Below are 25,537 nucleotides of genomic sequence, written 5' to 3' on the forward strand. Positions count from 1 at the left end.
CGACTTGCATGTATTAGGCACGCCGCCAGCGTTCGTCCTGAGCCAGGATCAAACTCTCCAAGAAAGAGTTGATTAGCTCTTGTGTACATAATGTACATTGTTGATTCCGAAGAATCTTTTTAAACGTTGACGTTTTATTGTTCGTTCAGTTTTCAAAGAGCAATTTTATTAACTCCGCCGCTCAGAGGCGACTTTATTAATATATCATGTATGCATTTCAATGTCAACAAGTTTTTTTAATGCGTTTTTTAAATGCGTCTTTCTTGCTGACTTGAATTATTATATCAGCATAAAACCTATATAGCAAGTGGTTTTTTATTTTTTTTTATAAAACATTGTTGTGATTATTTTAACCAGCAAAACCTCTAAGTTAAGCCTTTTTGGGCCTGATATTCCCTATTATATTTAATCTTTTTAAGATTGTTCCATAACTGCTGCAAAGGATTAGGGAAAGAACCTAGAAGGTTAGTCTAAGAACGGCAGCATAAGTGAACTTAATAGATAGTTAGTCGAATGATTTTATTGATGGACTATAAACTCAATCCCAACTGGTGCTATTTCCGTAAAAAAACCGCCTGTGGCGGTTTATGATAAAACTTCTTCTATATATATCTGACGATGACGCTCCAAGTGAATAATTTCTCCTGAATCATCCAGCTTAACGAGTGGTCTTGTTGGAGACTTTTCCTCATTAAACAGCACATGAGCCACTTGTCCATCTGATAGTTTTACTTTACTGCCAACTGAAAAATTCATTATTCCTGCTGAAACTGCTTGAATAGCCGAAATATCGTATTTTCCAAAGCTATCCTCGAGAAGTAATTCTAATACTTTAAAAGGAGATTGTTTTCTCCTATATTGCCGTTGCGAGGTCATAGCATGAAATACATCTGCAACTGCAATAATTCTGGCAACTTCATTCACTTTCTGATCACGGTCTCCAAGCGGATAGCCGCTGCCATCCAGACGCTCATGATGCTGAATGATTCCAGTCTTGGTTAAATCACTTAAAGAGGAGATATTTTGTATCATCTTATAGCTATAAATCGAATGCCTTTTAATCTCATCAAATTCCTCAGCTGTAAGAGAGCCCTTTTTATTTAAAATGGCGGGCTTAATCTTCGCCATACCGCAATCTGATAAACAGCCGCCTAAAGCCAATTGAATGATTTTTCCTTTTTCCATGTTTAATTTCTTGCCTATATATGCACTAATTGTTCCAACAGCTACTGCATGCTGATAAATATAATGTTCCTCTGTAGACAAATGGTACAGTGAAAAAACATCTGCTGATGTCGCTTCATCCAATTTTTCTATAAGTGGCAGCATAAAATTCCTAATTGCTTGAATTTCTACCGGCATGCCGGATTGCCAGCTCTTAAATTCCTTCTCATATTGCTGAGCTGCATGAAGAAAAACAGTAAACAAGTTTTTATTTTCATCATCTGTATGTTCTAATGCTGCAAGCTCATCTCTTATATTTAATGGGGGAGTGAATGGCAGCCCATTTACGAGGGTACTGGCCACATTTACCTCTTTAATAAGGAAAGCCTCTAATACATTCATAATTTCCCTTGTAACGACTGAATTTTTACTTATGATTGGCCGATTAGATAGACTAAACACATCTTCGGTTAAGATACAGCCTTCTTGGAGATCTTCAATCTTAATTTGCACCACTATACACCTCGGTAATTAGTTATAACAATAGTTTACTTTATTTCCATAAAAAAGAGGAACACATTTTTGTGTTCCTCTCATCATTTAGATTACTCTTCACCATCATCCGTGACATCATCAGTAAGATCTTCAGCAGGATCTTCAACATAATCATCACTATTTTCTAATGGTTTTGTAAGTTCATCTTCTGATTTTTCTTCGTCCTTTTCAACTTTAGCTACTGTTGATACAGACTCATCTACATTTTCATCAAGACGGATCAATCTAACACCTTGTGTGTTACGGCCCATAGTCGAAATATCACCTACAGCCATCCGGATGAGAACTCCGCCAGTTGTAATAAGCATAAGATCTTCTTCACCGGTAACTGCCTTCATCGATACGAGGCTTCCATTTTTATCTGTGATATTGCATGTCTTAATTCCTTTACCGCCACGGCCCTGAACACGGTAATCCTCGGCCGGTGTGCGTTTTCCGTAACCCTTTTTCGTAACAATTAGAATCTCTGTATCTTCTTCAAGGACTTCCATTCCAACAACGGCGTCATCTTTGCCAAGTGTAATTCCTTTTACACCCGTTGCAGTTCTGCCCATCGAGCGGACATCCTCTTCAGGGAATCGAATCAGCATTCCATTGCTTGTACCAATGATGATTTCTTTTGTGCCATCCGTAAGTTTAACAGAAATAAGCTCATCATCTTCACGCAAATTCAATGCAATTAATCCATTATTTCGGATATGAGCAAAAGAAGACAGCGGTGATCTTTTTGAAATTCCTTGTTTAGTCGTAAAGAACAAGAACCAATCGTCTACAAAATCCTCCACTGGAATAATGGCATTAATCCATTCATCTTTTTCAATGCCTAGGAGATTGATAATCGGAATTCCTTTAGCTGTACGGTTATATTCAGGAATTTCATATCCTTTTGAACGATATACTTTTCCCTTGTTTGTGAAAAATAGAATCGTATCATGTGTAGAGGTTGTAATGAGATGTTCAACAAAGTCATCTTCATTCGTACCCATTCCCTGAATTCCTCTGCCTCCGCGTTTCTGTGCGCGATAAGTAGAAACAGGAAGACGTTTAATATAGCCTTTATGTGTTAACGTTAAGACAATATTTTCCCGAGGGATTAAGTCTTCATCCTCAATCATTTCAAGTCCGCCTGATACAATCTCAGTACGGCGTGTATCATTAAAGCGATCTTTGATCTCAAGCAATTCTTCGCGGATGATTTCAAGAACCTTTTCTTCATCAGCTAATATTGCTTTTAATTCAGCGATCAAAGCAAGCAGATTAGCGTATTCTTCTTCGATTTTCTCACGCTCTAAACCTGTTAAACGCTGCAGTCGCATATCTAAGATTGCTTGAGCTTGCTTTTCTGAAAGATTGAACTCTCTCATTAAGCCTTCGCGGGCAATATCTGTCGTTTGTGAGCTGCGAATTAAGCTAATAACTGCATCCAGATTATCCAGAGCAATTCTTAAACCTTCTAAAATATGTGCTCTTGCCTCAGCTTTTCGCAATTCGAATTCTGTTCTTCGGCGTATGACGACTTGCTGATGATCCAAATAGTACTGAAGACATTGCTTAAGGTTCAGCACCTTCGGCTGACCATCAACGAGTGCAAGTAAATTGATCCCGAAGCTTGTCTGCAAAGCTGTTTGCTTATATAGGTTATTCAGCAGGACGTTTGCATTAGCATCTCGCCTTACTTCAATCACAATCCTCATGCCGTTACGGTCAGATTCATCTCGTAAATCAGTAATTCCATCAATCTTTTTATCTCGAACAAGTTCAGCAATTTTTTCAATAAGTTTTGCTTTATTTACTTGATAAGGAATTTCATTAACAATAATTACTTCTTTGCCGTTTGATTTCTCTTCGATTTCTACCTTTGCACGAAGTGTGATGGATCCGCGGCCAGTTTCATATGCTTTACGGATTCCGCTTCTTCCTAAAATAAGACCGGCAGTTGGAAAATCCGGACCAGGGATGATTTCCATTAACTCGGGTAATGAAATCTCAGGATCTTTACTGATCGCTAAAACACCATCAATAACTTCTCCAAGCTGATGAGGCGGAATATTTGTTGCCATCCCTACGGCAATTCCTGATGTACCATTTACCAATAGATTAGGAAAACGAGCAGGAAGCACAACAGGTTCCTTTTCCTCACCGTCATAGTTGTCCTGATAATCAATCGTATCTTTATTGATATCGCGCAATAGCTCCATTGAAATCTTGGACATGCGAGCCTCTGTATAACGCATTGCTGCAGCGGAGTCGCCATCAACTGAACCAAAGTTGCCATGTCCATCAACAAGCATATAGCGGTAGTTAAAGTCCTGCGCCATCCGCACCATTGTTTCATAAACAGCTGAGTCACCATGCGGGTGATATTTACCGATTACATCCCCGACAATACGGGCGGATTTTTTATAAGGCTTGTCCGAATGCATTCCGAGGTCATGCATAGCATATAATATTCTTCGATGAACAGGTTTAAGCCCGTCACGGACATCTGGCAATGCTCGCGAAACGATAACACTCATAGCGTAACCAAGGAATGATTCGCGCATTTCCTCGCTAATATTTCTTTCTTTAATTTGGGACCTTGGCGTTTCAGCCATTTAAAGAACCTCCCTTTACTAAGGGCCTATGACCCTTAATTGTTTTATATGCCAGCTATGTAAAAGCAGGATAGAATTTCTCTATCCCGTTTTTATATATCTAAATTTTTAACGTATTGCGCGTTTTCTTCAATGAAGTTACGGCGCGGTTCTACTTTATCACCCATTAGAATTTCAAACGTTTCGTCTGCCTCAATAGCATCCTCTAGACTTACTTGAAGCAATGTACGTGTCTCAGGATTCATCGTTGTTTCCCAAAGCTGATCAGGATTCATCTCTCCAAGACCTTTATAGCGCTGTACATTAGGCTTAGGTGAGCTTGGAAGACTGCTCATGACCGCATCCAGCTGGGCGTCATTATACGCATACTCAATTTTCTTGCCCTGCTGAACTTTATAAAGTGGCGGCTGTGCGATATAAATATAGCCCGCTTCAAGAATCTGTCTCATATAGCGGTAAAAGAATGTTAACAGAAGTGTGCGGATATGAGCTCCGTCTACATCAGCATCCGTCATAATAACGATCTTATGATATCTTGCCTTGGCAATATCAAAATCATCGCCAATGCCTGTTCCGGCAGCAGTGATCATAGCACGGACTTCATTGTTAGATAAAATACGGTCTAATCTTGCCTTTTCAACATTTAGAATTTTCCCGCGCAGCGGTAGGATCGCCTGGAAGTGACGGTCACGGCCTTGTTTTGCAGATCCGCCTGCAGAGTCACCCTCAACGATATACAATTCAGAAATAGCGGCATCTTTAGAGGAGCAATCCGCTAGTTTCCCCGGAAGACTGGACACTTCCAAAGCACTTTTTCTTCTTGTAAGTTCTCGCGCCTTTTTAGCGGCTAAACGGGCACGGGCAGCCATAAGACCTTTTTCAACAATTTTACGGGCAACTGAAGGATTTTCCAGCAGGAATTTTTCTAGTGTTTCAGAGAAAATGGTATCTGTCGCAGCACGCGCTTCAGAATTCCCTAATTTCGTTTTGGTTTGTCCTTCAAATTGCGGATCTGGATGTTTAATGGATACAATCGCTGTAAGTCCTTCGCGGACATCTTCACCAGACAGATTGGCATCATTATCTTTAAACACACCATTTTTACGCGCATAGTCATTAATGACCCTAGTCAGCGCTGTTTTAAAGCCAGATTCATGTGTTCCGCCCTCATATGTGTGAATATTATTGGCAAACGAATAAATATTGCTTGTATAGCTATCGTTATACTGCATGGAAACTTCAACAGCAATGCCTTCACGTTCACCTTCAATATAAATCGGTTCTTCATGCAATACCTCTTTTGAACGGTTTAAATGCTCAACATATGATTTAATTCCGCCCTCATAAAGGTATTCGTTCTTTTTATTTTCAACACGCTTATCTTCAATCGTGATTTTTAATCCTCTATTCAAGAAAGCAAGCTCTCGAATTCTGTTTGCAAGTGTTTCATAATCGTATTCTAATGTTTCCTGGAAGATCTCGCTATCAGGCTGAAAATGAATAACTGTACCAGTATGATCTGTTTCACCGATGATCTTTAAATCTTCAGCAGGAACACCACGGTGGAATTTTTGGTAGTGGATTTTGCCGTCACGGTGAACATGTACTTCAAGCATCGTTGATAAGGCATTTACTACAGAGGCACCTACACCATGCAATCCGCCTGATACTTTATATCCTCCGCCGCCAAATTTACCCCCAGCGTGAAGAACAGTTAAAATAACCTCCACAGCCGGACGCCCCATTTTTTCATGTATACCAACAGGAATACCCCGTCCATTATCAATAACAGTTATACTATTATCACTCTCGATGATTACGTTTATCTCTGAACAAAAGCCGGCTAATGCTTCGTCAATACTGTTATCAACTATTTCCCAGACTAAATGGTGAAGTCCTTTCGCACTGGTCGAACCGATATACATCCCTGGTCTTTTTCTAACAGCCTCTAAACCTTCGAGAACTTGTATCTGATTCTCATCATATGATTGCTGCTGCATGGCCTCTTGCTCCATTGACACATCGATCACCTACACTTTCCATCACTAACTTCATTTTTTTAAATCTATATATTAAGAATGACATATGCCAATCGAATTAAAATTCCGCTACAGTCATTTTTCCTGAACGCCTTTTTAACGTACTGGATGACAGCGGAGAAAAATATACTTTTTCGGTTGTAATCACAACCGATTTAAAGCCGCTTTTTGAAAGATTAACTGCATCGTTCTCATAACGGCGCAAAAACTCTTCTGCGTACGGAGAAGAGCTCGAGCTTTCTTTATCAATTATGGCCACAATATCCTTTGCACGAACTAACACATCTTCACCAACATGAATGTACAAACTATCACCTCATTGAATGATTTTTATCGTACCTGCTTCCACATTAAAAGCTGCAGCTTCCTTCAATGTCTGATGATTGATCCCATCTACACTTGTTGTAGTGACGAAGGTCTGTACCTTCCCCTGTATGGTGTTTAATAAATGTGACTGCCGATAGTCATCCAGCTCTGATAATACATCATCAAGCAGGAGGATCGGATATTCCCCAATTTCAGCATGTATAAGTTCAATTTCAGCGAGTTTGACAGATAAAGCGGTTGTCCGCTGCTGTCCTTGTGATCCAAATGTTTGAACATCACGATCATTTACAAAAAAAAGCAGGTCATCACGATGGGGACCAAACATGGTCATTCCACGATCTATTTCTCGCTTTTTAACTTGGAAGAATTTTTCTTCGTATACCTCTATCATTTTCGACAAGTCTTGCTGTTCTGATACGTCTGCTGATGGTTTGTACTTTATTTGCAGTGTTTCAAGTCCTCTCGAAATGCCTTCATGAATAGGAATTGCCCATTTTTCAAGAAGGTGGAGGAATTCATACCGTTTTTTGATGATCTTTACGGCTGCAGAAATGAACTGCTCTGTTAAGATTTCTAGCATCGTTTCATCAGTCTGCTTCCGGGTCTGCAGTAGTTTCAAATAATGATTGCGCTGCTGCAGCACCTTTTGATATTGGCTTACTGCATGCAAATAGACTGGTGACACTTGTCCAATTTCCATGTCAATAAAACGACGCCTTACTTGAGGGCTCCCTTTTACTAAATGGAGATCTTCTGGCGCGAACATAACTACATTCATATTTCCGACATATTGGCTCAATTTCTGCTGTTCCAAATGGTTGCATTTTGCTTTTTTTCCTTTTTTGGAAATCACCAGCTGCATGGGAAGCGGACCGCTGCTTTTCTGGATCCTACCTTCTATTTTAGCATATTCTTGATCCCAGCGAATAAGATCTTTGTCATTTGAGGTTCGATGTGATTTTGCCATGGCTAAAACATAAATCGATTCCATCACATTTGTTTTCCCCTGTGCATTTTCCCCTAAAATGACATTTACTTTATTTTCAAAACTTAATTCCAATTGCTCATAATTCCGATAGTTTTTTAATTGCAGCTGCTCTATATACATAGGCTACATCCTTAATTAATCCGTTACAACAAACGAACCATGACCAGGTATCTCAATTGCATCTCCGGCTCTAAGCTTTCTGCCGCGGCGCTGATCCTGTTCTCCGTTTATATAAACTTCGTATTCACTTAGAAACCATTTGGCCATCCCGCCTGTTTGAATGACGTCTGCTGCTTTTAAAAACTGGCCAAGTGTAATATACTCTGTATCAATTTTTATTTCCGTCATACTTTCACTCTTTCTTATGAACTGACTTGAATGGATGATCTGCCCAATATATAAACAAGGATCATATTATGCATCTAATATTTTATTGTACTAAATATTTGCTCGATACACAAAAAAAGTTAAACAAATAATCCATTCTTCATAGCTGAAAAAGAATTTTCCCCGCTTTTTTGTTCGAAAAGCATGTTTTACACTCCTGCATTCTCTTCTTGAAGAAAAATAAAACTGCCGGAATGATTACCGGCAGTCCAATCTGCTTAAGGCCTTTTTTATTTTAATACGTTCTTACAGGAAGGATCAGCTGTAAGATGGAATCATCATTTAACGGTTTTATAATAAACGGTCTCATTGCTCCAGTGAAACTAATATTGATATCCGTACCCTCTAATGTTTTTAATGCATCCATCATGAATTTAGCACTAAAAGATATTTTTAGATCCTCTCCTTCAATGGAGGAACTCTGCACTTCTTCCACTACGTTTCCTATCTCAGGCGTATTCGAGGAGATCTCCACAACATTATTTTCAATGATTGAAAATTTAACAACGTTGTTCCTTCCCTCTCTTGCCAGAAGGGAGGCACGATCAATAGCCTGTAAAAACTCTTTCGTTTGAACGACTACTTCTGTTTTGCTGTCAGTTGGAATCAGTCTTGAAGTATCAGGGTAGTTTCCTTCAAGCAATCTTGAGAAAAATAGCAGGTTCTCTGCTTTAAATAATACCTGATTTTCTGTAATGACGATTTCCACTGGTTCATTTTGGTCATCAAGGATTTTACTCAATTCATTTAAACTTTTACCAGGAATAACCACATTATAAGAATCTTCCGCAATGGTTTCGATTCTTGCTTTTCTTAAAGCGAGCCTGTGACTATCTGTTGCAATACAGATTAATTCCCCATTTTCAACCTTCCAGTTTACACCTGTCAAGATAGGGCGTGTTTCTGAGGTGGACACTGCAAAGACAGTTTGTCTGATCATTGCTTTTAAAAGGTCTGTCGGGATTTTAAATATATTATCTTCTTCAATTTGCGGAAGATGAGGATATTCTTCTGCATCAAGCCCATTTAGGTTAAATTCGGAATTACCGGAACGAATCACTGTCTGCAAATGATTTTCAACGCGGATCTCGACTAAATCTGTCGGTAATTTCTTAACAATTTCACTGAAAAACTTTGCTTGGAGAACAATTGCCCCAGGCTGAATAATTTCAACTACTTCCTGATCATTTTCCTGAGCTGGAATAAATGATTCAATCGAAATATCAGAATCACTGCCTGTTAAAGCTACACCTTCTTCATTTGCTACAAGTTTAATTCCCGTCAAAATGGGGATCGTTGTTCTGCTTGGGACAGCTTTCATTACATCTTGCACACTTTGAACAAGACGATCGCGCTGGATGATAAATTTCATTTGAGATTCCCTCCGTTTTTAAGCATATTTAGCAAGCTAATGCATATATATATTTATTTAAAAGATTTTTTAGAAGTACTAGTAGGGCTTGTTAGTATGTGGATAACTGCATTTTTGAATGGAAACACAGCCTATCCACATGTGGACAGACTGTGAGTAATGAATGCAGAGTTATGCACAATTATTGTACTCTTTCTGGCTTAAAAGAAAGTAAGCAGTCCAGGAAGAGGATTTATTCTGAGAGCCTATTTATACTTTTAGCATGTCATTAATTTCTTTAAGCTGCTTCTGGAATTGAGCATCTGTCTGCAGCATTTTAGAAATTTTTTCATGAGCATGGATAACGGTAGTATGATCGCGGCCTCCAAATTCTTCACCAATTTTAGGCAGAGAAAAATCAGTCAGCTCTCTAGAAAGATACATAGCAATCTGGCGTGGAAATGCCACTGACTTTGTCCGTTTTTTCGCAGCAAAGTCTTCTAATTTCACATTAAAATATTCTCCAACAATTCGCTGGATTTCATGTATAGTTATAACTTTTGGCTTAGAGCTTGGAATAATATCCTTTAGTGCCTCTGCCGCTAAGTCTGCATTAATGTCTTTATTAATAAGTGATGAATAAGCAACAACACGTATAAGTGCACCCTCAAGTTCACGAATATTGGAGTCAATCTGATTGGCGATATAAAGCATGACTTCGTTAGGAATATCGAGACCTTCTGCTTTTGCTTTTTTGCGTAAAATAGCAATTCTTGTTTCAAGATCAGGAGGTGTAATATCCGTTATAAGACCCCATTCAAATCTTGAACGCAGCCTGTCCTCCAGTGTTGGAATCTCCTTAGGAGGCCGGTCACTTGAGATGACAATTTGTTTGCTTTCTTCATGTAAGGTATTAAAAGTATGGAAAAATTCCTCTTGAGTTGATTCTTTTCCAGCAAGAAACTGAATATCATCTATAAGCAAAACATCTACTTTTCGATATTTATTGCGAAAATCGATGGCTTTATTATCACGAATTGAATTAATAAACTCATTTGTGAATTTTTCAGAAGATAGATACACGACTTTTGCCTTCGGATTATGATCCAGTACATAATGGCCAATGGCATGCATTAAGTGGGTTTTGCCTAACCCAACGCCCCCGTAAATAAATAAAGGATTATATGCTTTAGCAGGAGCTTCTGCCACAGCAAGGGATGCTGCATGAGCAAAACGATTTCCAGACCCAATAACAAATGTATCAAATGTATTTTTGGTGTTTAACATATTAAAAAGCGGTTCTGGCTGTTCTTCTTCTGTCATTCTTTTTTTAGCCGGTACTGGCAGATCATCCTCTTCTTCATTCTGATTTTGAGGGATGATGAACTTAACTCCCAGCTCCTCACCAGTCAAATCATATAAAATGCCGGATATTAACTGGGAATAGCGCTCTTCCAGCCAATCACGGGCAAATTCATTAGGAGCTTTTATAACGAGCGTGTCTCCTTGAAGAGAATGTGCTTTCGTAGACTTTAGCCATGTATCGAAGCTTGGCTTGCTGATTTTCTTTTCAATATTAGACAACGCTTGATTCCAAAGATCCTCGATATTCTCCAATGTTTTCCCTCCTTTGCCGTTCGTTTCGTGCACAAAATGGCAGGCTATTAGTGCTTCTAACCTATAAATTTATAAATATACGAAACTGTGTATGTGGAAAAATATATAATAAGGAAGTAAAGTGGAATTTCGACAGTATCCACTGTCTGTGGACAAAGTTTTACAATGGGCTTGGATAACCTGTCCACATGTTATCCACAATTTGTGGATAAAGAAGATATTCACAGTGTGTTATTAAGTGTGAAAACACAAATATGATAACAGATAATAGTAGACGTTGCAATGTTTTTTAAACTGTTATCCACAAGGTTCAGATCGTGTGTACAAAGATTGTCCACAGGTAGTGTTTTTGTGAAAAACCTGTCTATATGTGGTGTGGATAACATAAAAAATGTCGAAAATTCATCCACAAACAAAAATGAGCACTAAATGCATGTAATTTGTTCAAAAGACTAATTGTGTAAGGAGCATGTTTCAGTGCAAAGAAATATGTACAAATATTAAAATGTAAAAAAGGCAATCGAATGTTTAATGAAAATGATCTGTTCTTCTCTTGGTAAAAGATGAATATCAACATCAGCATCTATAATGAATAACAAACGTAATCATGGCTTGCTAACTGGAGAACAGTCTCAGTTGTGTCTAGTAAGAGGATGTCTTAACTGCTAAATTTTATTCACAAAGAAGCGCAGATCTCGGCTTAAGATGACTAAAAGAGAAAAAAGAAAAAATTTGCAGATGACATTTCGGGAAAAAAAGGTTAAAATTCTAAGGTATGTATTTTACAAGCTGAAAGTGGAGTTGACATCCTAGGGGTGTCATCTATATAATTAGAAAGACTGTCTTAAACAGCTATTCCTCAGGGAGGTGTCATATAATGAAAAGAACTTTTCAACCAAATAAGCGTAAAAGAAGTAAAGTTCACGGATTCCGCAGCCGTATGAGCAGCTCGAACGGACGTAACGTCTTAGCTCGTCGCCGCCGTAAAGGAAGAAAAGTATTATCTGCTTAGGCCACTGAAACGTCAGTGGTCTTTTTTCTGCTATCCTGAACATTTCAGGATAAATCAAAATGTAAATATAAATGAAGTTCAAATATATATCATTAAAGGAATGGCTATACTAGAAGAAGTGATCATTACGATGATCAACAAAATCTGGATCAATATGCTTCGTTATCGTTCTCTGCATTTATGGGATGAAGAGAATAGAGGTAGAGAGGTAGCTGAGCTTTGCATGAAGAAGGTGTAAATGACATGAAAAAAGAGTTTAGAGTAAAGAAGAATAAAGAATTTCAGCATGCCTTCAAAAAAGGCAAGTCATTTGCAAACCGGCAATTTGTCGTTTATTCCCTAAATAAAAGCAGCCAGGAGCATTTTCGCATTGGGTTGTCAGTCAGTAAAAAGCTAGGCAATGCGGTAAAGCGAAATCAAATTAAACGTTATATACGCCAAGTCTTTCATGAATTAGACGGCGAACTCAAAAATGAGTTTGATTATATTATCATTGCCAGAAAGCCTGTTGCTGATATGGATTACCATGAAGTGAAAAAAAGTCTAATCCATGTTTTAAAGCTATCGAGAGTTTTGGATCGAAGCTACAATGGCAATAATGCAAAAAAAGAATAGTTGGATTTCTCTTTTAATATAGTAAGACTTATATTGTAAAAGATGTTAAAATACAATACATATGGCCAGTTGATCAAAGATAAGCAAGTGTAAATGAGGATGTTAAATTTTATCTAAGATAGAATTAGGGTCAGAATTTACGCATAGTCTTGTGGAAGGTGAATTTTTTACCCTGGTTGGACAGGCTTGAGATAGAAAAAATAACTATGTACTTGGCATTAAGGAGGAAAAAACGCTTGAAGAAAAGAATACCGTTAATAATTGGTTTAATTCTTGTAACAGTACTATTATCAGGCTGTACAGAATTTAATGAACCGATTACATCTGATAGTGAAGGATTCTGGAATGAATACATTGTTTATCCGCTTTCTCTTTTTATTGTAAAAGTTGCTGAATTCGCTGGAGGAAGCTATGGATTGTCTATTATTATTGTTACAATCCTAATTCGTTTATTGATTTTGCCATTAATGATTAAGCAAACAAGAAGCTCTAAAGCGATGCAGGCTCTACAGCCGGAAATGCAGAAGCTGCGTGAAAAATATAGTTCAAAAGATCAAAAAACACAGCAAAAGCTGCAGCAGGAAACAATGGCTTTATTCCAGACTCATGGTGTAAACCCATTAGCTGGATGTATGCCGCTCTTTATTCAGATGCCGATTTTAATAGGCTTCTACCATGCAATTTCCCGAACAAGAGAAATTGCAAACCATAATTTCTTATGGTTTGACCTAGGTGCACCAGACCCTATTTATCTCCTGCCGTTAATTGCGGGCTGTACAACATTTATTCAGCAAAAGATGATGATGGCTGGTACACAGCATACACCGCAAATGGCTGTTCAAATGAATATGATGCTTTGGCTAATGCCGATCATGATCGTTATTTTTGCGATTAACTTCCCAGCAGCACTTTCATTATACTGGGTAGTAGGTAATATCTTCATGATTATCCAAACGTATTTCATTAAAGGTCCGGATTTGAAGAAAGCAGCAGTTTCCGGAAATGCAGGAGGAGCGAAAAAGTGAACGAAATAACTGCTACAGGACAATCCGTCACGGAAGCAGTAAACTCAGCACTAGCTCAACTAAACACAACGAAAGACCACATAGATATTACGATCATTGATGAAGGCAAGAAGGGGATATTTGGCATTTTCGGTTCCCGGCCAGCAGTTGTGAAAGCTGTTAAGAAGCCAGATCCAATAGAAGAGGCAAAAAGGTTTTTATTGGATATAGGTGAAAAAATGGGCGCGCTGATTGATGTAGAAGTGAAACAAGACGGAAAAAATGTCCAATTCATATTATCTGGAGATAAAATTGCCATCTTGATCGGTAAAAGAGGACAAACCATTAATTCACTGCAATATCTGACACAATTAGTGATCAATCGATATTCTAATCAATATTTTAATGTCTTGCTTGATGCAGAGGATTACCGCAAGCGTCGAAATGATACATTGATACAGCTGGCTGAAAGACTTGCTTCTAAAGCTGTTCATACTGGTCAAAAAATTGCACTGGAGCCAATGCCTTCTTATGAACGCAAGGTTATACATTCGGCACTAGCGGGCAATAGAAAGATTAAAACCTACTCAGATGGCAATGATCCGCATCGTCATATTGTCATTGAACCATTTAAAACGAGATAAGTAGCAGACCTCAATCTTTATGGATTGAGGTTTTTTTGCGTGAAAATAAATCTTTAGTTACTTCACCTGATAACGATCGTTTTACTTTTTCGTGCAACTATTTCTGTGGATGATTGGAATTATGAATTCTATTTCCGTTTTATTGTTATTCACATGTGGATAAGTTAAAATAGAGCATATCAAAAGGACGATTTGTGGATAAAATGACTGAGTGGCAGCTGTAGCTCTGTGGACAATTGAATTTGTTTGCTTTTCTAATAGATATGGATATGATATGCTGAACTTTTGGGAAATAAAATTTTATGTGATCTTATAGATAGTTTAGGAATAAAGAGAGGTGAACAAAATGATGGAATTCGATACAATTGCAGCTATTTCGACGCCGATGGGGGAAGGTGCCATCGCGATTGTCAGATTGAGCGGTCCGCAGGCCTTTGAAATTGCAGATGTACTATTTAAGGGTGTATCCGGGAAAAAGGTTAAGGAAGTTCCCACACACACGATCCATTATGGCAATATCATCGATCCCGGCACCGGACAAGTTGCCGAAGAAGTGATGGTCTCTGTTATGAAGGGGCCAAAAACATTTACAAAAGAGGATGTAGTTGAGATTAATTGCCACGGCGGACTTGTATCTGTCAACCGTGTTCTTCAGCTGCTTCTCAACCATGGAGCCCGTTTAGCGGAGCCTGGGGAATTTACCAAAAGAGCCTTCTTAAATGGGCGGATTGATTTGTCGCAAGCTGAAGCAGTTATGGATCTTATCCGCGCAAAAACGGATAGAGCCATGAATGTTGCCTTAGGACAAATGGAAGGCAGATTATCGAAGCTGATTAGAGGGTTAAGACAAGAGATCTTAGAAATTCTGGCCCATGTCGAAGTAAATATTGATTATCCGGAATATGATGATGTCGAAGAAATGACCCATCAAATGCTGCTTGAAAAGTCCGCGATTGTTAAAAAGGAAATTGAAAAGCTGCTGAGAACTTCACAGCAGGGCAAAATTCTTAGAGAAGGCCTATCAACAGTGATCGTTGGCCGTCCGAATGTCGGTAAATCCTCCCTGCTAAATAGTCTCGTACACGAAAACAAGGCGATTGTTACCGATATACCTGGTACTACCCGTGATGTCATTGAGGAATATGTTAACGTGCGGGGAGTTCCATTGAGGCTGCTCGATACTGCGGGCATTAGAGAAACTGAGGATATTGTTGAACGTATCGGAGTAGAAAAATCGAGACAGGTTTTAAAGGAAGCCGATTTACTTCTTCTTGTCTTGAATTACTCAGATGAACTCAGTGTGGAAGATGAAAATCTTTTCAAAGCTGTTGAAGGCATGGATGTGATTGTGATTGTTAATAAAACGGACTTGCCAGCAAAAATTGACATGGACAAGGTTCGAATATTAGCAGGGAATCATAAACTTGTGACGACTTCTTTATTGGCAGAGCAGGGCGTGGATGAATTAGAAGAAGCAATTGCCAGTTTATTTTTCAGTGGCTCGATTGAAGCAGGCGATATGACGTATGTATCAAATACGCGCCATATTGCATTATTAAATCAGGCACTCAACACCATTAATGAGGCAATACAAGGTGTTGAAATGGGCACACCAATTGATATTGTTCAAATTGACCTGACAAGAACATGGGAGCTGCTTGGGGAAATCATTGGCGACAGCGTTCATGAAAGTTTGATCGATCAGCTCTTCTCTCAATTCTGTTTAGGAAAATAGGGAACATAATAAAGATAAGAATTAAGAACTTTGTCTAGCAGCAGCGCCTAGCCAGTGATCCAATGTCGGGGCTGAGCAAAGCGCTTGCGCTTTTCTAAATAGGAGGTAAGAACATGCCATATGAGGCAGGGAATTATGATGTAATCGTCATTGGTGCTGGGCATGCAGGTGTTGAAGCTGGATTGGCTTCAGCACGTTTAGGTGCTAAAACGCTGATGGTTACGATCAATTTAGATATGGTTGCTTTTATGCCGTGTAATCCATCGGTTGGTGGACCCGCTAAAGGGATTGTTGTTAGAGAAATTGATGCATTAGGCGGAGAGATGGGAAGAAATATTGACAAAACCCATATCCAAATGCGGATGTTAAATACAGGGAAAGGTCCGGCCGTTCGGGCATTAAGAGCGCAGGCAGATAAATTTACCTATCAGCATGAAATGAAAAAAACGATGGAAAACGAAGAGAACCTGACGCTTATTCAGGGAATGGTTGAGCGTTTAATCGTTGAGGATGGCGTATGTAAAGGTGTCATTACACAAACGGGTGCTATTTATCAGGCAAAATCAGTTGTTATTACGACAGGAACCTTCCTGCGCGGCGAGATTATTTTAGGAGAACTGAAATATTCAAGCGGGCCGAACAATCAGCAGCCATCCATTAAACTTTCAGAGCACTTGCAGGAACTGGGCTTCGATCTTGTTCGTTTTAAGACAGGGACACCGCCTCGGGTAAACAGCAACTCGATTGATTACAGCAAAACGGAAATTCAGCCAGGTGATGACGTACCTCGCGCTTTTTCTTTTGAAACAACAAAATATATTACAGATCAGCTTCCATGCTGGCTGACTTATACAAACGAACAGACACATATGATCATTGATGATAATCTACATCGTTCACCGATGTATTCAGGCATGATTAAAGGAACGGGCCCGCGCTATTGTCCTTCAATTGAAGACAAGGTAGTCCGATTTAACGACAAGCCGCGCCATCAAATCTTCCTTGAGCCTGAGGGCAGAAACACTCAAGAGGTTTATGTGCAGGGATTATCAACAAGCTTGCCAGAGGATGTTCAGCATAAAATCCTTAAGACCATCCCAGGTCTTGAAAATGTTCAGATGATGCGTCCCGGCTATGCAATTGAATATGATTCCATTGTACCGACACAGCTATGGCCGACACTTGAAACGAAGAAGATTAAAAATTTATATACGGCCGGTCAAATTAACGGTACATCGGGTTATGAAGAAGCGGCTGGCCAAGGGTTAATGGCAGGAATGAATGCAGGTTTAAATGCACTTGGCAAAGAAGAAGTGATCTTAAGCCGTTCTGACGCTTATATTGGTGTACTAATCGATGATCTTGTGACAAAAGGGACAAATGAACCTTACCGTCTATTGACTTCACGTGCAGAATATCGTCTGCTGCTGCGCCATGATAATGCGGATCTGCGCTTAACTGAACTGGGTCATAAGGTTGGATTAATTAAAGAAGATCGTTTTGCTCGTTTCACAGCGAAAAAGCAAGAAGTAGAAACAGAAAAAGAACGTCTTAAAACCGTGATGATCAGACCAACAGCACAAGTTCAGGAGCTGATTCAATCACTTGGAGGCAGTGAGCTTAAGGATGGTATCCGTGGAGCAGACCTGCTAAAGCGTCCTGAAATGAACTACAGCCATATCAATCAGCTTGTGCCGGCAGATGTACAGCTTGATGCAGATGTGACCGAGCAGGTAGAAATCCAAATTAAATATGAAGGTTATATTGAAAAATCTCTTCAGCAAGTAGATCGGCTGAAAAAGATGGAAAATAAGAAAGTCCCTGAGAACATTGATTATGAAGCCATCCATGGCTTAGCTTCTGAGGCGAGACAGAAATTAAAAGAAGTTCGGCCGCTTTCGATTGCACAGGCGTCAAGAATTTCCGGCGTCAATCCAGCGGATATTTCCATCTTACTTGTTTATTTGGAGCAAGGCAGAATTGCAAAAATAGCAAACGACTAATCTGCTAGTAGCGAGAAAGGATTGTCCGATGAACACGACCGAATTTACTGAAATGCTTGCGGCGAAAGGGATCTCCCTTTCGTCTGAGCAAATCAGACAATATGAAATTTATTATTCTACTCTGGTTGAGTGGAATGAGAAAATGAATTTAACAGCAATTACGGATAAGGAAGAAGTTTATTTAAAACATTTCTACGATTCCATTTCTGCAGCCTTTTATTATGATTTTAACGAACCGCTGCATCTATGTGATGTAGGGGCAGGTGCTGGTTTTCCAAGCATTCCGATAAAAATTGCTTTCCCGCAATTACATATAACGATTGTAGATTCACTCAACAAAAGAATTGGGTTTCTAGAGCATTTAGCCAAGGAGCTTAACCTGACAAATGTCCGCTTTATTCATGATCGGGCGGAGACCTTTGGACAAAACCCAAACCATAGACAGTCATATGATGTTGTTACTGCACGTGCTGTAGCACGGTTATCTGTGCTAAGTGAACTATGTCTGCCGCTTGTAAAGCAGGGCGGGACTTTTGTTGCAATGAAGGGGGCTAGCGCACAGGAAGAGATCGATGCCGGAAAAAAGGCAATCGTAACTCTTGGCGGCCGCTTAAAAGAATGCCATACCTTTACACTGCCTCAAGAGGAAAGTGAACGAAATATTTTAATCATTGAAAAAGAAAAACAAACACCGAAAAAATACCCAAGAAAGCCTGGTACACCAAATAAAACACCAATTGAATAACAATAGAATATTGGCGTATTTTTCAGAATGAAAGACATCTAATGTACAAAACATGTTATATTTATCATGCAGGATTTGTCATATCACTAGAGAATATGTAATAGGGAGTTTCGTAAAGGTGGTGCAGGGTGATGAAAAATTCTTTCTCACGCTTTTTTGGCCTAGGCGAAAAGGGAGAAGAAGTGGAAACAGAAAATAAGCTTGAAATAGATGTAGTTTCTGACCACGATGAAGTGAAAAAAATACCGATAGATAAAATTGTGCCTAACCGTTTTCAGCCAAGAACGGTATTTGACGATGAAAAAATAGAAGAGCTTGCGCGTACCATTCATATCCATGGCATCATTCAGCCTATTGTTATTCGTGAGTATGCGGATGATCAGTTTGAGATCATTGCTGGGGAACGCAGATGGCGTGCCATGAAAAAATTAGAGTGGACCGAAGTGCCTGCCATCGTAAGAAACTTAAGCGATACGGAAACAGCTTCAGTTGCACTTATTGAAAATTTACAGCGTGAGGAGCTTTCTCCGATTGAAGAAGCGGTTGCTTACGGAAAGCTATTAGAGCTGCATAATTTGACACAAGAAGCACTTGCACAGAGGTTAGGAAAAGGACAATCAACTGTAGCAAATAAACTGCGCTTATTAAAGCTGCCTGAGCAAGTTCAGGAAGCTGTCTTAAATAAAGAAATAACAGAGCGGCATGCCCGTTCACTGATTCCTTTAAAAGATCCGGAAAAGCAGGTTCTCCTTCTTCAGGAGATTATTGATAAAAATTTTAATGTTAAGCAGACAGAAGACCGTGTTGTCAAAATGCTTGAGCAAAAACAGGTAAAGCCAAAGCCAAAAAGAAAAGCATTCAGTAAAGATATGCGAATCGCAGTTAATACGATCCGACAATCGCTGTCAATGGTAGAGGACAGCGGAATCAATCTAAACTCAGAAGAAGAAGAATTTGACGAGTTTTATCAAATTACCATTAAAATTCCGAAAAAGAAATGATCTTATTTTAGAATCTTACCTATTCAAACTTATTATAGATAATCTCGAGACCAATGAAATTTGGTCTTTTTTTTATGTCTTTTTATAAAAAAATATATTTTTTTGGTTTGTTTTTCAATAAAAAAAACATAATAAATAATAAATATTTATTGAAAAACGATAAATTGCGTGGTAAATTGAAAATGGAATAATAAGAGTGAGGTGTATTTATGAAACAAGTATCAACGCTTTTCTTAAAAATCGCTGTTATTTTTATTGGGATACCGGTTCTTGCACTATGCATTTTTTTAGTGCCCCAGTTAGGAAAGGTTGCAGCAGAAATGCTACCTGATTTTCCTGCGATCCGGTATATGGTTTATATGATTTTCTGGGGTTCAGCCATCCCTTTTTATTTTGCCTTATTTCAGGCATTTAACTTATTACGCTTTATCGACAGCAACAAAGCTTTCTCACAAATTTCTGTAGAGGCATTAAAGAAGATCAAATATTGTGCCATCATCATCAGCAGCTTGCATATTCTCGCCCTTCCGCTTTTTTATCTGTTTGCGGAAATGGATGATGCTCCAGGTGTCATTTTTGTCGGATTGCTCGTGCCTTTTGCATCAATGGTCATTGCTGTCTTTGCGGCAGTACTGCAAAAATTGCTTCAAGAAGCAATCGATATCAAATCAGAAAATGATTTAACGGTCTGAGGTGAACATAATGGCAATTATAATTAATATTGATGTCATGCTGGCGAAAAGGAAAATGAGCGTAACGGAACTTTCGGAGCGCGTTGGAATAACGATGGCAAACCTTTCAATTTTAAAAAATGGAAAAGCAAAGGCGATTCGCTTTTCAACATTAGAAGCTATATGCCAGGCTTTAGAATGCCAGCCTGGAGATATTTTAGAATATAAAAGGGATGAAGAAGATCAAAATGAAAATTAGAGCATGTATGAAGCAATAAAAATGGAGGTGTAAATCAATGAGGGCACTAAAACAGCTGATGTATTTTGGATGGGAACAGGCATTATCTTGTCTTTTTCCTGTTGTGATTTTTGCCTCATTAGCATTGACACAGTTTGTTCAGCTTCCTCTTTTGTATCGTTATGACTGGCTGCTGCTTATCTGCCTTTTCATGCAATGGTGGATGGTGCGCTCCGGACTTGAAACGCGTGATGAGCTGAAGGTAATCACTTTATTCCATATCATTGGGCTGGCTTTGGAACTCTTTAAAGTGCATATGGGGTCTTGGTCCTATCCAGAAGAAGGATTTTTTAAAATATTTGGAGTACCATTATACAGCGGATTTATGTATGCCAGTGTAGCCAGCTATCTTTGTCAGGCATGGAGAAGACTGAATGTTAACCTAGTGAAGTGGCCTCCATTTTTAGCTGTTGTACCTCTTGCTTCTGCCATTTACTTGAACTTTTTCACACATCATTTTTGGGTGGATGTCCGCTGGTGGCTATCTGCTCTCGTTATTATCGTCTTTTGGAAATCTTCGGTTACTTACGAAGTGAATGGATCTCTTTATCGTATGCCGCTCGTTTTTTCATTTATCCTAATCGGATTCTTTATCTGGATTGCTGAAAATATCGCTACCTTCTTTGGTGCCTGGCAATACCCAAACCAAACCGAGGCCTGGAGTCTCGTACACCTAGGAAAGGTTAGCTCATGGCTCCTACTCGTCATAGTCAGCTTCCTCATCGTGGCGACCTTAAAACAAGTAAAACGAAACCAGCCCTTTGACTCCAAAACGTATGACAAACCAACAATCACAGGGGAAATAAGCGAGTAGTAACTATAAAGAAATGTCCCTTTAAAAGATCTTATATATAAATTTAATAAAGAGATTGGTCATAAGTATTAAATCTCTTTATACATAGAGGCAGGGACATAAGTATTTAACACACCTATTGAACCGAATGGTTAGGAAGGTCATCTTTCTAATCATTCGGTTTCTTATTTATAATTATAAAATATATTTTATTTACATGAGTGAAATGGAGCGGAGGGCCCTCGACTCCTGCGGGCTGCAGAGCAAAGGGTGAAACCCCGCAGGAACGAAGTGACGAGGAGGCTCAGCTTGCTCCCCGCGGAAAGCGAGGGTGCGCAGCGCAATGGAACGGTCTTGATTAAATACCGAAACCAAGATATTGAATATTCGTGTTTTAGAAATATTAATTTCGTTTTGTCTCAGCCCCTTTTTTAAGCCAATTGTTTATTAAACTTGAGTGACCGCAGCGCAGGTGGAACGGACTCAATTAATAGCAACTGTCTGCGAAAATCACCCTAACTTACAAAACAACTGAATAAAAAATGATTCTCCTAATCAATTCATGATAAAATAGAATACGTGATTTCTATTTTTACCAGAAGACCATTTATTAATAGAAACTTTTGATATGAAGGTAGGTGACATCGTGGGCAAAGTAATATCCATTGCGAACCAAAAAGGCGGAGTAGGGAAAACCACCACCTCTGTCAATTTAGGTGCATGCCTTGCTCATATGGGGTATAAGGTGCTGCTCGTTGATATTGATCCGCAAGGGAATGCCACCAGCGGTGTTGGTATTGAAAAAGCCGATGTTGATCAGTGCATTTATGATGTTTTAGTAGATGATGTAGAATCTTCCAAGGTGATTAAGCCAACCTCTGTGGAGAATTTATTTGCTATTCCTGCAACAATTTCTTTAGCAGGAGCGGAAATAGAACTTGTTCCGACGATCTCAAGGGAAGTACGGTTAAAACGAGCTCTAGATGAAATTAATAATGAGTATGATTATATCCTTATAGATTGCCCGCCATCGCTTGGCTTGCTGACCATTAACTCTCTTACAGCTTCAGATGCAGTCATCATTCCCGTTCAATGTGAATATTACGCATTAGAAGGGTTAAGTCAGCTATTAAATACAGTTCGCCTCGTGCAAAAGCATTTGAACCAAGACCTTAAAATAGAAGGTGTCTTGCTGACTATGCTGGATGCTAGAACGAACCTGGGCATTCAGGTAATTGAAGAAGTGAAGAAATATTTCCAAGATAAAGTATATAACACGATCATTCCAAGAAATGTACGTCTAAGTGAAGCTCCAAGTCATGGTCAGCCGATTATTTCGTATGATGCAAAGTCAAGAGGAGCAGAAGTTTATTTAGATTTGGCAAAGGAAGTGGTTGCGAATGGCTAAAGGGTTAGGAAAAGGACTCAATGCTTTCTTTGGAAATATGGATGAAAATAAAGAGGAAATGGTCCAAGAAGTAAGTTTAAAAGAGCTTCGTCCCAATCCGTATCAGCCGCGGAAGGTCTTTGACAAAGAATCACTTGAAGAGATGAAGCTTTCTATTCTTGAGCATGGGATCCTGCAGCCGATTATTGTTCGAAAAAGCATTAAAGGCTATGAAATTGTTGTCGGGGAAAGACGCTATCGTGCAGCAACGGAAGCAAAGCTTGATAAAGTCCCGGTTATCATCCGTGATCTATCAGAACCGCAAATGATGGAGCTTGCTGTTCTTGAAAACTTACAGCGGGAAGATTTAACACCAATTGAAGAAGCTTCTGCTTATCAGCTCCTTTTGGACAAGCTTAAACTGACACAGGAAGAGCTTGCTAAAAGACTTGGCAAAAGCCGGCCGCATATTGCGAATCATATTCGACTGCTGTCACTTCCTCCTGCGATTCAAGCCTTTATTACTGACAAAAAAATCTCCATGGGACATGGAAGAGCATTGCTCGGACTTCGTAATAAAGACAAACTGAATGCGGTTGTGCAAAAAACGATCAAAGAAGGCTGGAATGTAAGACAGCTTGAGAGCTTCATTCAGCAAATCAATGAGAATGTTTCACGTGAAACAAAAAAGCCAGAGAAAAAAGATGTATTTATTCGTGAGAAGGAAACTTCGCTGCGTGAGCGTTTTGGAACAAATGTCATTATTAAACAAAACAAGAACAAGAAAAAAGGGAAAATCGAAATTGAGTTTTTCTCCAAAGATGATTTAGAGCGCATTATCGAGTTACTGGGCTCTGAAGAATCAGATATGTGACCATCACAACCATGATGGTTATTTTTTTCATTTAAAAAGATCTTTTATAAGAGGGATTGGAGATTCATATGTTTTTATTAGGTGCAGCGGTAAACGGCATATGCATAATTATTGGTACTTTTTTAGGCAGATTATTTCACCGCATTCCAGAGAATATGAAAACAACGGTCATGTATGCCATTGGCCTATGTGTTATCGTTCTCGGCCTGCAGATGGGTTTGAAAAGTGACAACTTTCTAATTGTCATTTTAAGTCTTGTATTTGGAGCTGTAATAGGAGAGTTTTTAGGATTAGAAGATCAGCTCAATAAGTTAGGGAATTGGCTGGAAAAGAAAATTGGAACAAGTGGGCAAGGCAGTATTTCACAAGGTTTTGTGACGGCGACACTTATCTTTGTTATTGGGGCAATGGCTATTATAGGCGGATTAGATAGCGGCATTAGGGGAGATCATTCGGTTTTGTATACCAAATCGATTATTGATGGATTTACTGCTCTTATTTTAGCAACTACATTGGGAATCGGCGTAATCTTTTCTGCTATTCCTGTCGTCTTGTATGAAGGACTGATTGCTTTATTTGCAAAAGGAATAAATAATGTCATCCCTGAAGCTCTATTAAATAGTTTTATTACTGAAATGACAGCAGCAGGCGGTATTATGATTTTTGCAATTGGACTTAATTTAACAGGATTAACAAAGGTTCGAGTTGCCAATCTGCTGCCGGGTATTATCGTGACCGCCATTATTGTGACCATTTTATATATGTGGGGGTAAAAGAAGATGAGGCGGTGAAAAGAAATCACCGCCTCATTTTTCGTTATGCTTTCAGAAAGGAAGAGTTTTATACCCATGTATCCGTATTAAGCTTCACTGCTCTTCTTATTACTGTGTTTGTTCTGTTTCAACTGGCCACTTAATAGCAGACCAAGTCGGATGCCGGGGAAATTCCAGACTCGCTTCATAAATACCGCCCGCAATCATTTGAGCCATTTTCATAACCAAATGCAATCTTGTATTTTGTAAAACAAAAAATTCCATAAAGCCGCTCACATTAACGATGCCAGTTATATGCATATCTCCCACTTCAGGCAAATCTTTATTAACTCCTGCCCCAGGTTTAACAGGACCGTCACCAACTTGGATAATGCCGACAGATTTAACTCTTCCTAAACAGGCATCAATGCCAATGATAAAAGGATTAAAGTGCTTTTTGCGGATCTCAGCTAATTTATCTTGAAGATTGACCGCATGAATGGGATCTTCTAATGTACCGTACACATAAAAGGACTCCATCTTTTTTTCCTGCAGCAGTGTCCCAACAAGTGGTCCTAAAGAGTCGCCGGTTGAACGATCAGTGCCGATGCAAACAAAAACAACAGGACGGATGCCTAATCTTGCAGGCAGTTTAGCCTTTAATTCAATTGCCAACTTTTCTTCTGCACTTTGCTCATCATGCTCGATCCGTTTTGTTCCGCCAGTTTTTTTATCAAAAAGGTTTGTTTTAAAATTCATCGGCTTCTCTCCTTCAAAATTTCTGCTGATCGCTGTTTTTCTGCGTAAATTGGCTGTTAAATCATTTTGTGCCTCTTGCAGACACCGTGTATTTTTCTGAGTAGTAACAGTATACGGAATTTTTTTAAAATCTATACGTATGTCTTGCGAAGAACTGCTAAAAAATGAATGTATTATGGTAAAGGATTTGTATATCTGAACAATATTCCATTATTGTTCATG

General features: G+C 39.0%; 23 protein-coding genes and 1 rRNA gene. 14 read left to right on the forward strand and 10 right to left on the reverse strand.

Going from position 1 to position 25,537, the window contains the following annotated elements; translation table 11 throughout:
* From F7732_RS19000 to dnaA, 9 genes are all read right to left on the reverse strand, one after another.
* Positions 1 to 64 (reverse strand): 16S ribosomal RNA (locus tag F7732_RS19000); the annotation flags it as partial.
* Between the two features lie 521 nt (positions 65 to 585).
* Positions 586 to 1,677: an HD-GYP domain-containing protein gene (locus F7732_RS19005; RefSeq protein ID WP_240056694.1), complete on the reverse strand. Its 1,092-nt coding sequence runs from the start codon at positions 1,675 to 1,677 to the stop codon at positions 586 to 588.
* A 92-nt stretch (positions 1,678 to 1,769) separates the two neighbouring features.
* The gene (gene gyrA, locus F7732_RS19010) at positions 1,770 to 4,313 is read right to left on the reverse strand and encodes a DNA gyrase subunit A (protein ID WP_151575660.1); all 2,544 of its coding nucleotides are present in this window, start codon (positions 4,311 to 4,313) and stop codon (positions 1,770 to 1,772) included.
* Between the two features lie 92 nt (positions 4,314 to 4,405).
* A complete protein-coding gene (gyrB, locus tag F7732_RS19015) occupies positions 4,406 to 6,328 on the reverse strand; it encodes a DNA topoisomerase (ATP-hydrolyzing) subunit B (protein ID WP_151575772.1) in 1,923 nt (640 codons plus the stop codon).
* Positions 6,329 to 6,410: 82 nt separating this feature from the next.
* Positions 6,411 to 6,659, reverse strand: a complete 249-nt coding sequence (remB, locus tag F7732_RS19020; RefSeq protein ID WP_151575661.1) for an extracellular matrix regulator RemB — start codon at positions 6,657 to 6,659, stop codon at positions 6,411 to 6,413.
* Positions 6,660 to 6,668: 9 nt separating this feature from the next.
* Positions 6,669 to 7,787: a DNA replication/repair protein RecF gene (gene recF / locus F7732_RS19025; RefSeq protein WP_151575662.1), complete on the reverse strand. Its 1,119-nt coding sequence runs from the start codon at positions 7,785 to 7,787 to the stop codon at positions 6,669 to 6,671.
* 15 nt (positions 7,788 to 7,802) lie between these two features.
* Positions 7,803 to 8,015: a S4 domain-containing protein YaaA gene (gene yaaA, locus F7732_RS19030; protein WP_066441853.1), complete on the reverse strand. Its 213-nt coding sequence runs from the start codon at positions 8,013 to 8,015 to the stop codon at positions 7,803 to 7,805.
* A gap of 274 nt (positions 8,016 to 8,289) precedes the next feature.
* A complete protein-coding gene (gene dnaN / locus F7732_RS19035; RefSeq protein WP_151575663.1) occupies positions 8,290 to 9,426 on the reverse strand; it encodes a DNA polymerase III subunit beta in 1,137 nt (378 codons plus the stop codon).
* A 249-nt stretch (positions 9,427 to 9,675) separates the two neighbouring features.
* Positions 9,676 to 11,022 carry a chromosomal replication initiator protein DnaA gene (dnaA, locus tag F7732_RS19040; RefSeq protein WP_151575664.1) on the reverse strand — a complete coding sequence of 449 codons (1,347 nt, stop codon included), beginning with the start codon at positions 11,020 to 11,022 and terminating at the stop codon, positions 9,676 to 9,678.
* An 877-nt stretch (positions 11,023 to 11,899) separates the two neighbouring features.
* On the opposite strand from dnaA, the gene rpmH reads away from it, so the two are divergent.
* The 14 genes from rpmH to F7732_RS19110 all read left to right on the forward strand — a co-directional run bounded on the left by rpmH (position 11,900) and on the right by F7732_RS19110 (position 24,577).
* Positions 11,900 to 12,034 carry a 50S ribosomal protein L34 gene (gene rpmH / locus F7732_RS19045; protein WP_066441866.1) on the forward strand — a complete coding sequence of 45 codons (135 nt, stop codon included), beginning with the start codon at positions 11,900 to 11,902 and terminating at the stop codon, positions 12,032 to 12,034.
* 243 nt (positions 12,035 to 12,277) lie between these two features.
* Complete coding sequence (rnpA, locus tag F7732_RS19050; RefSeq protein WP_151575665.1) at positions 12,278 to 12,649, forward strand: ribonuclease P protein component; 372 nt, start codon at positions 12,278 to 12,280, stop codon at positions 12,647 to 12,649.
* 236 nt (positions 12,650 to 12,885) lie between these two features.
* Positions 12,886 to 13,674, forward strand: a complete 789-nt coding sequence (gene spoIIIJ, locus F7732_RS19055; protein ID WP_066441872.1) for a YidC family membrane integrase SpoIIIJ — start codon at positions 12,886 to 12,888, stop codon at positions 13,672 to 13,674.
* The gene (gene jag, locus F7732_RS19060) at positions 13,671 to 14,297 is read left to right on the forward strand and encodes an RNA-binding cell elongation regulator Jag/EloR (protein WP_151575666.1); all 627 of its coding nucleotides are present in this window, start codon (positions 13,671 to 13,673) and stop codon (positions 14,295 to 14,297) included. The genes spoIIIJ and jag overlap by 4 nt, the downstream gene beginning before the upstream one ends.
* 349 nt (positions 14,298 to 14,646) lie before the next feature.
* Positions 14,647 to 16,032 (forward strand): tRNA uridine-5-carboxymethylaminomethyl(34) synthesis GTPase MnmE, encoded by a 1,386-nt coding sequence (mnmE, locus tag F7732_RS19065; RefSeq protein WP_151575667.1) that lies wholly within the window; start codon positions 14,647 to 14,649, stop codon positions 16,030 to 16,032.
* A gap of 113 nt (positions 16,033 to 16,145) precedes the next feature.
* Entirely contained in the window at positions 16,146 to 18,035 is a 1,890-nt protein-coding gene (gene mnmG, locus F7732_RS19070) for a tRNA uridine-5-carboxymethylaminomethyl(34) synthesis enzyme MnmG (RefSeq protein ID WP_151575668.1), read from the forward strand.
* Between the two features lie 28 nt (positions 18,036 to 18,063).
* Complete coding sequence (gene rsmG, locus F7732_RS19075) at positions 18,064 to 18,780, forward strand: 16S rRNA (guanine(527)-N(7))-methyltransferase RsmG (RefSeq protein ID WP_151575669.1); 717 nt, start codon at positions 18,064 to 18,066, stop codon at positions 18,778 to 18,780.
* A gap of 131 nt (positions 18,781 to 18,911) precedes the next feature.
* Entirely contained in the window at positions 18,912 to 19,781 is an 870-nt protein-coding gene (gene noc, locus F7732_RS19080) for a nucleoid occlusion protein (RefSeq protein WP_066441881.1), read from the forward strand.
* Between the two features lie 209 nt (positions 19,782 to 19,990).
* Positions 19,991 to 20,473, forward strand: a complete 483-nt coding sequence (locus tag F7732_RS19085) for a DUF2975 domain-containing protein (protein WP_151575670.1) — start codon at positions 19,991 to 19,993, stop codon at positions 20,471 to 20,473.
* Positions 20,474 to 20,483: 10 nt separating this feature from the next.
* Positions 20,484 to 20,711, forward strand: a complete 228-nt coding sequence (locus F7732_RS19090) for a helix-turn-helix domain-containing protein (protein WP_151575671.1) — start codon at positions 20,484 to 20,486, stop codon at positions 20,709 to 20,711.
* A gap of 37 nt (positions 20,712 to 20,748) precedes the next feature.
* Positions 20,749 to 21,564, forward strand: a complete 816-nt coding sequence (locus F7732_RS19095) for a DUF817 domain-containing protein (protein WP_151575672.1) — start codon at positions 20,749 to 20,751, stop codon at positions 21,562 to 21,564.
* A gap of 625 nt (positions 21,565 to 22,189) precedes the next feature.
* A complete protein-coding gene (locus F7732_RS19100) occupies positions 22,190 to 22,951 on the forward strand; it encodes a ParA family protein (protein ID WP_066441896.1) in 762 nt (253 codons plus the stop codon).
* Entirely contained in the window at positions 22,944 to 23,804 is an 861-nt protein-coding gene (locus F7732_RS19105; RefSeq protein ID WP_151575673.1) for a ParB/RepB/Spo0J family partition protein, read from the forward strand. The genes F7732_RS19100 and F7732_RS19105 overlap by 8 nt, the downstream gene beginning before the upstream one ends.
* A gap of 68 nt (positions 23,805 to 23,872) precedes the next feature.
* A complete protein-coding gene (locus F7732_RS19110) occupies positions 23,873 to 24,577 on the forward strand; it encodes a DUF554 domain-containing protein (protein WP_151575674.1) in 705 nt (234 codons plus the stop codon).
* A gap of 108 nt (positions 24,578 to 24,685) precedes the next feature.
* On the opposite strand, the gene yyaC is transcribed toward F7732_RS19110, so the two are convergent.
* Entirely contained in the window at positions 24,686 to 25,315 is a 630-nt protein-coding gene (gene yyaC / locus F7732_RS19115; RefSeq protein WP_151575675.1) for a spore protease YyaC, read from the reverse strand.
* Positions 25,316 to 25,537: the final 222 nt, after the last annotated feature.

It is taken from the genome of Bacillus mesophilum (assembly GCF_008923265.1).
GTDB lineage: Bacteria > Bacillota > Bacilli > Bacillales > Cytobacillaceae > Cytobacillus > Cytobacillus mesophilum.

Coding starts and splice junctions, on each gene's coding strand:
- F7732_RS19085 (WP_151575670.1), top strand. CDS start 19,991: ATGAAACAAGTATCAACGCTTTTCTTAAAAATCGCTGTTATTTTTATT.
- F7732_RS19090 (WP_151575671.1), top strand. CDS start 20,484: ATGGCAATTATAATTAATATTGATGTCATGCTGGCGAAAAGGAAAATG.
- gyrB (WP_151575772.1), bottom strand. CDS start 6,328: ATGGAGCAAGAGGCCATGCAGCAGCAATCATATGATGAGAATCAGATA.
- recF (WP_151575662.1), bottom strand. CDS start 7,787: ATGTATATAGAGCAGCTGCAATTAAAAAACTATCGGAATTATGAGCAA.
- F7732_RS19095 (WP_151575672.1), top strand. CDS start 20,749: ATGAGGGCACTAAAACAGCTGATGTATTTTGGATGGGAACAGGCATTA.
- F7732_RS19105 (WP_151575673.1), top strand. CDS start 22,944: ATGGCTAAAGGGTTAGGAAAAGGACTCAATGCTTTCTTTGGAAATATG.
- yyaC (WP_151575675.1), bottom strand. CDS start 25,315: ATGAATTTTAAAACAAACCTTTTTGATAAAAAAACTGGCGGAACAAAA.
- rpmH (WP_066441866.1), top strand. CDS start 11,900: ATGAAAAGAACTTTTCAACCAAATAAGCGTAAAAGAAGTAAAGTTCAC.
- rnpA (WP_151575665.1), top strand. CDS start 12,278: ATGAAAAAAGAGTTTAGAGTAAAGAAGAATAAAGAATTTCAGCATGCC.
- noc (WP_066441881.1), top strand. CDS start 18,912: ATGAAAAATTCTTTCTCACGCTTTTTTGGCCTAGGCGAAAAGGGAGAA.
- F7732_RS19110 (WP_151575674.1), top strand. CDS start 23,873: ATGTTTTTATTAGGTGCAGCGGTAAACGGCATATGCATAATTATTGGT.
- yaaA (WP_066441853.1), bottom strand. CDS start 8,015: ATGACGGAAATAAAAATTGATACAGAGTATATTACACTTGGCCAGTTT.
- rsmG (WP_151575669.1), top strand. CDS start 18,064: ATGAACACGACCGAATTTACTGAAATGCTTGCGGCGAAAGGGATCTCC.
- mnmE (WP_151575667.1), top strand. CDS start 14,647: ATGGAATTCGATACAATTGCAGCTATTTCGACGCCGATGGGGGAAGGT.
- mnmG (WP_151575668.1), top strand. CDS start 16,146: ATGCCATATGAGGCAGGGAATTATGATGTAATCGTCATTGGTGCTGGG.
- dnaN (WP_151575663.1), bottom strand. CDS start 9,426: ATGAAATTTATCATCCAGCGCGATCGTCTTGTTCAAAGTGTGCAAGAT.
- gyrA (WP_151575660.1), bottom strand. CDS start 4,313: ATGGCTGAAACGCCAAGGTCCCAAATTAAAGAAAGAAATATTAGCGAG.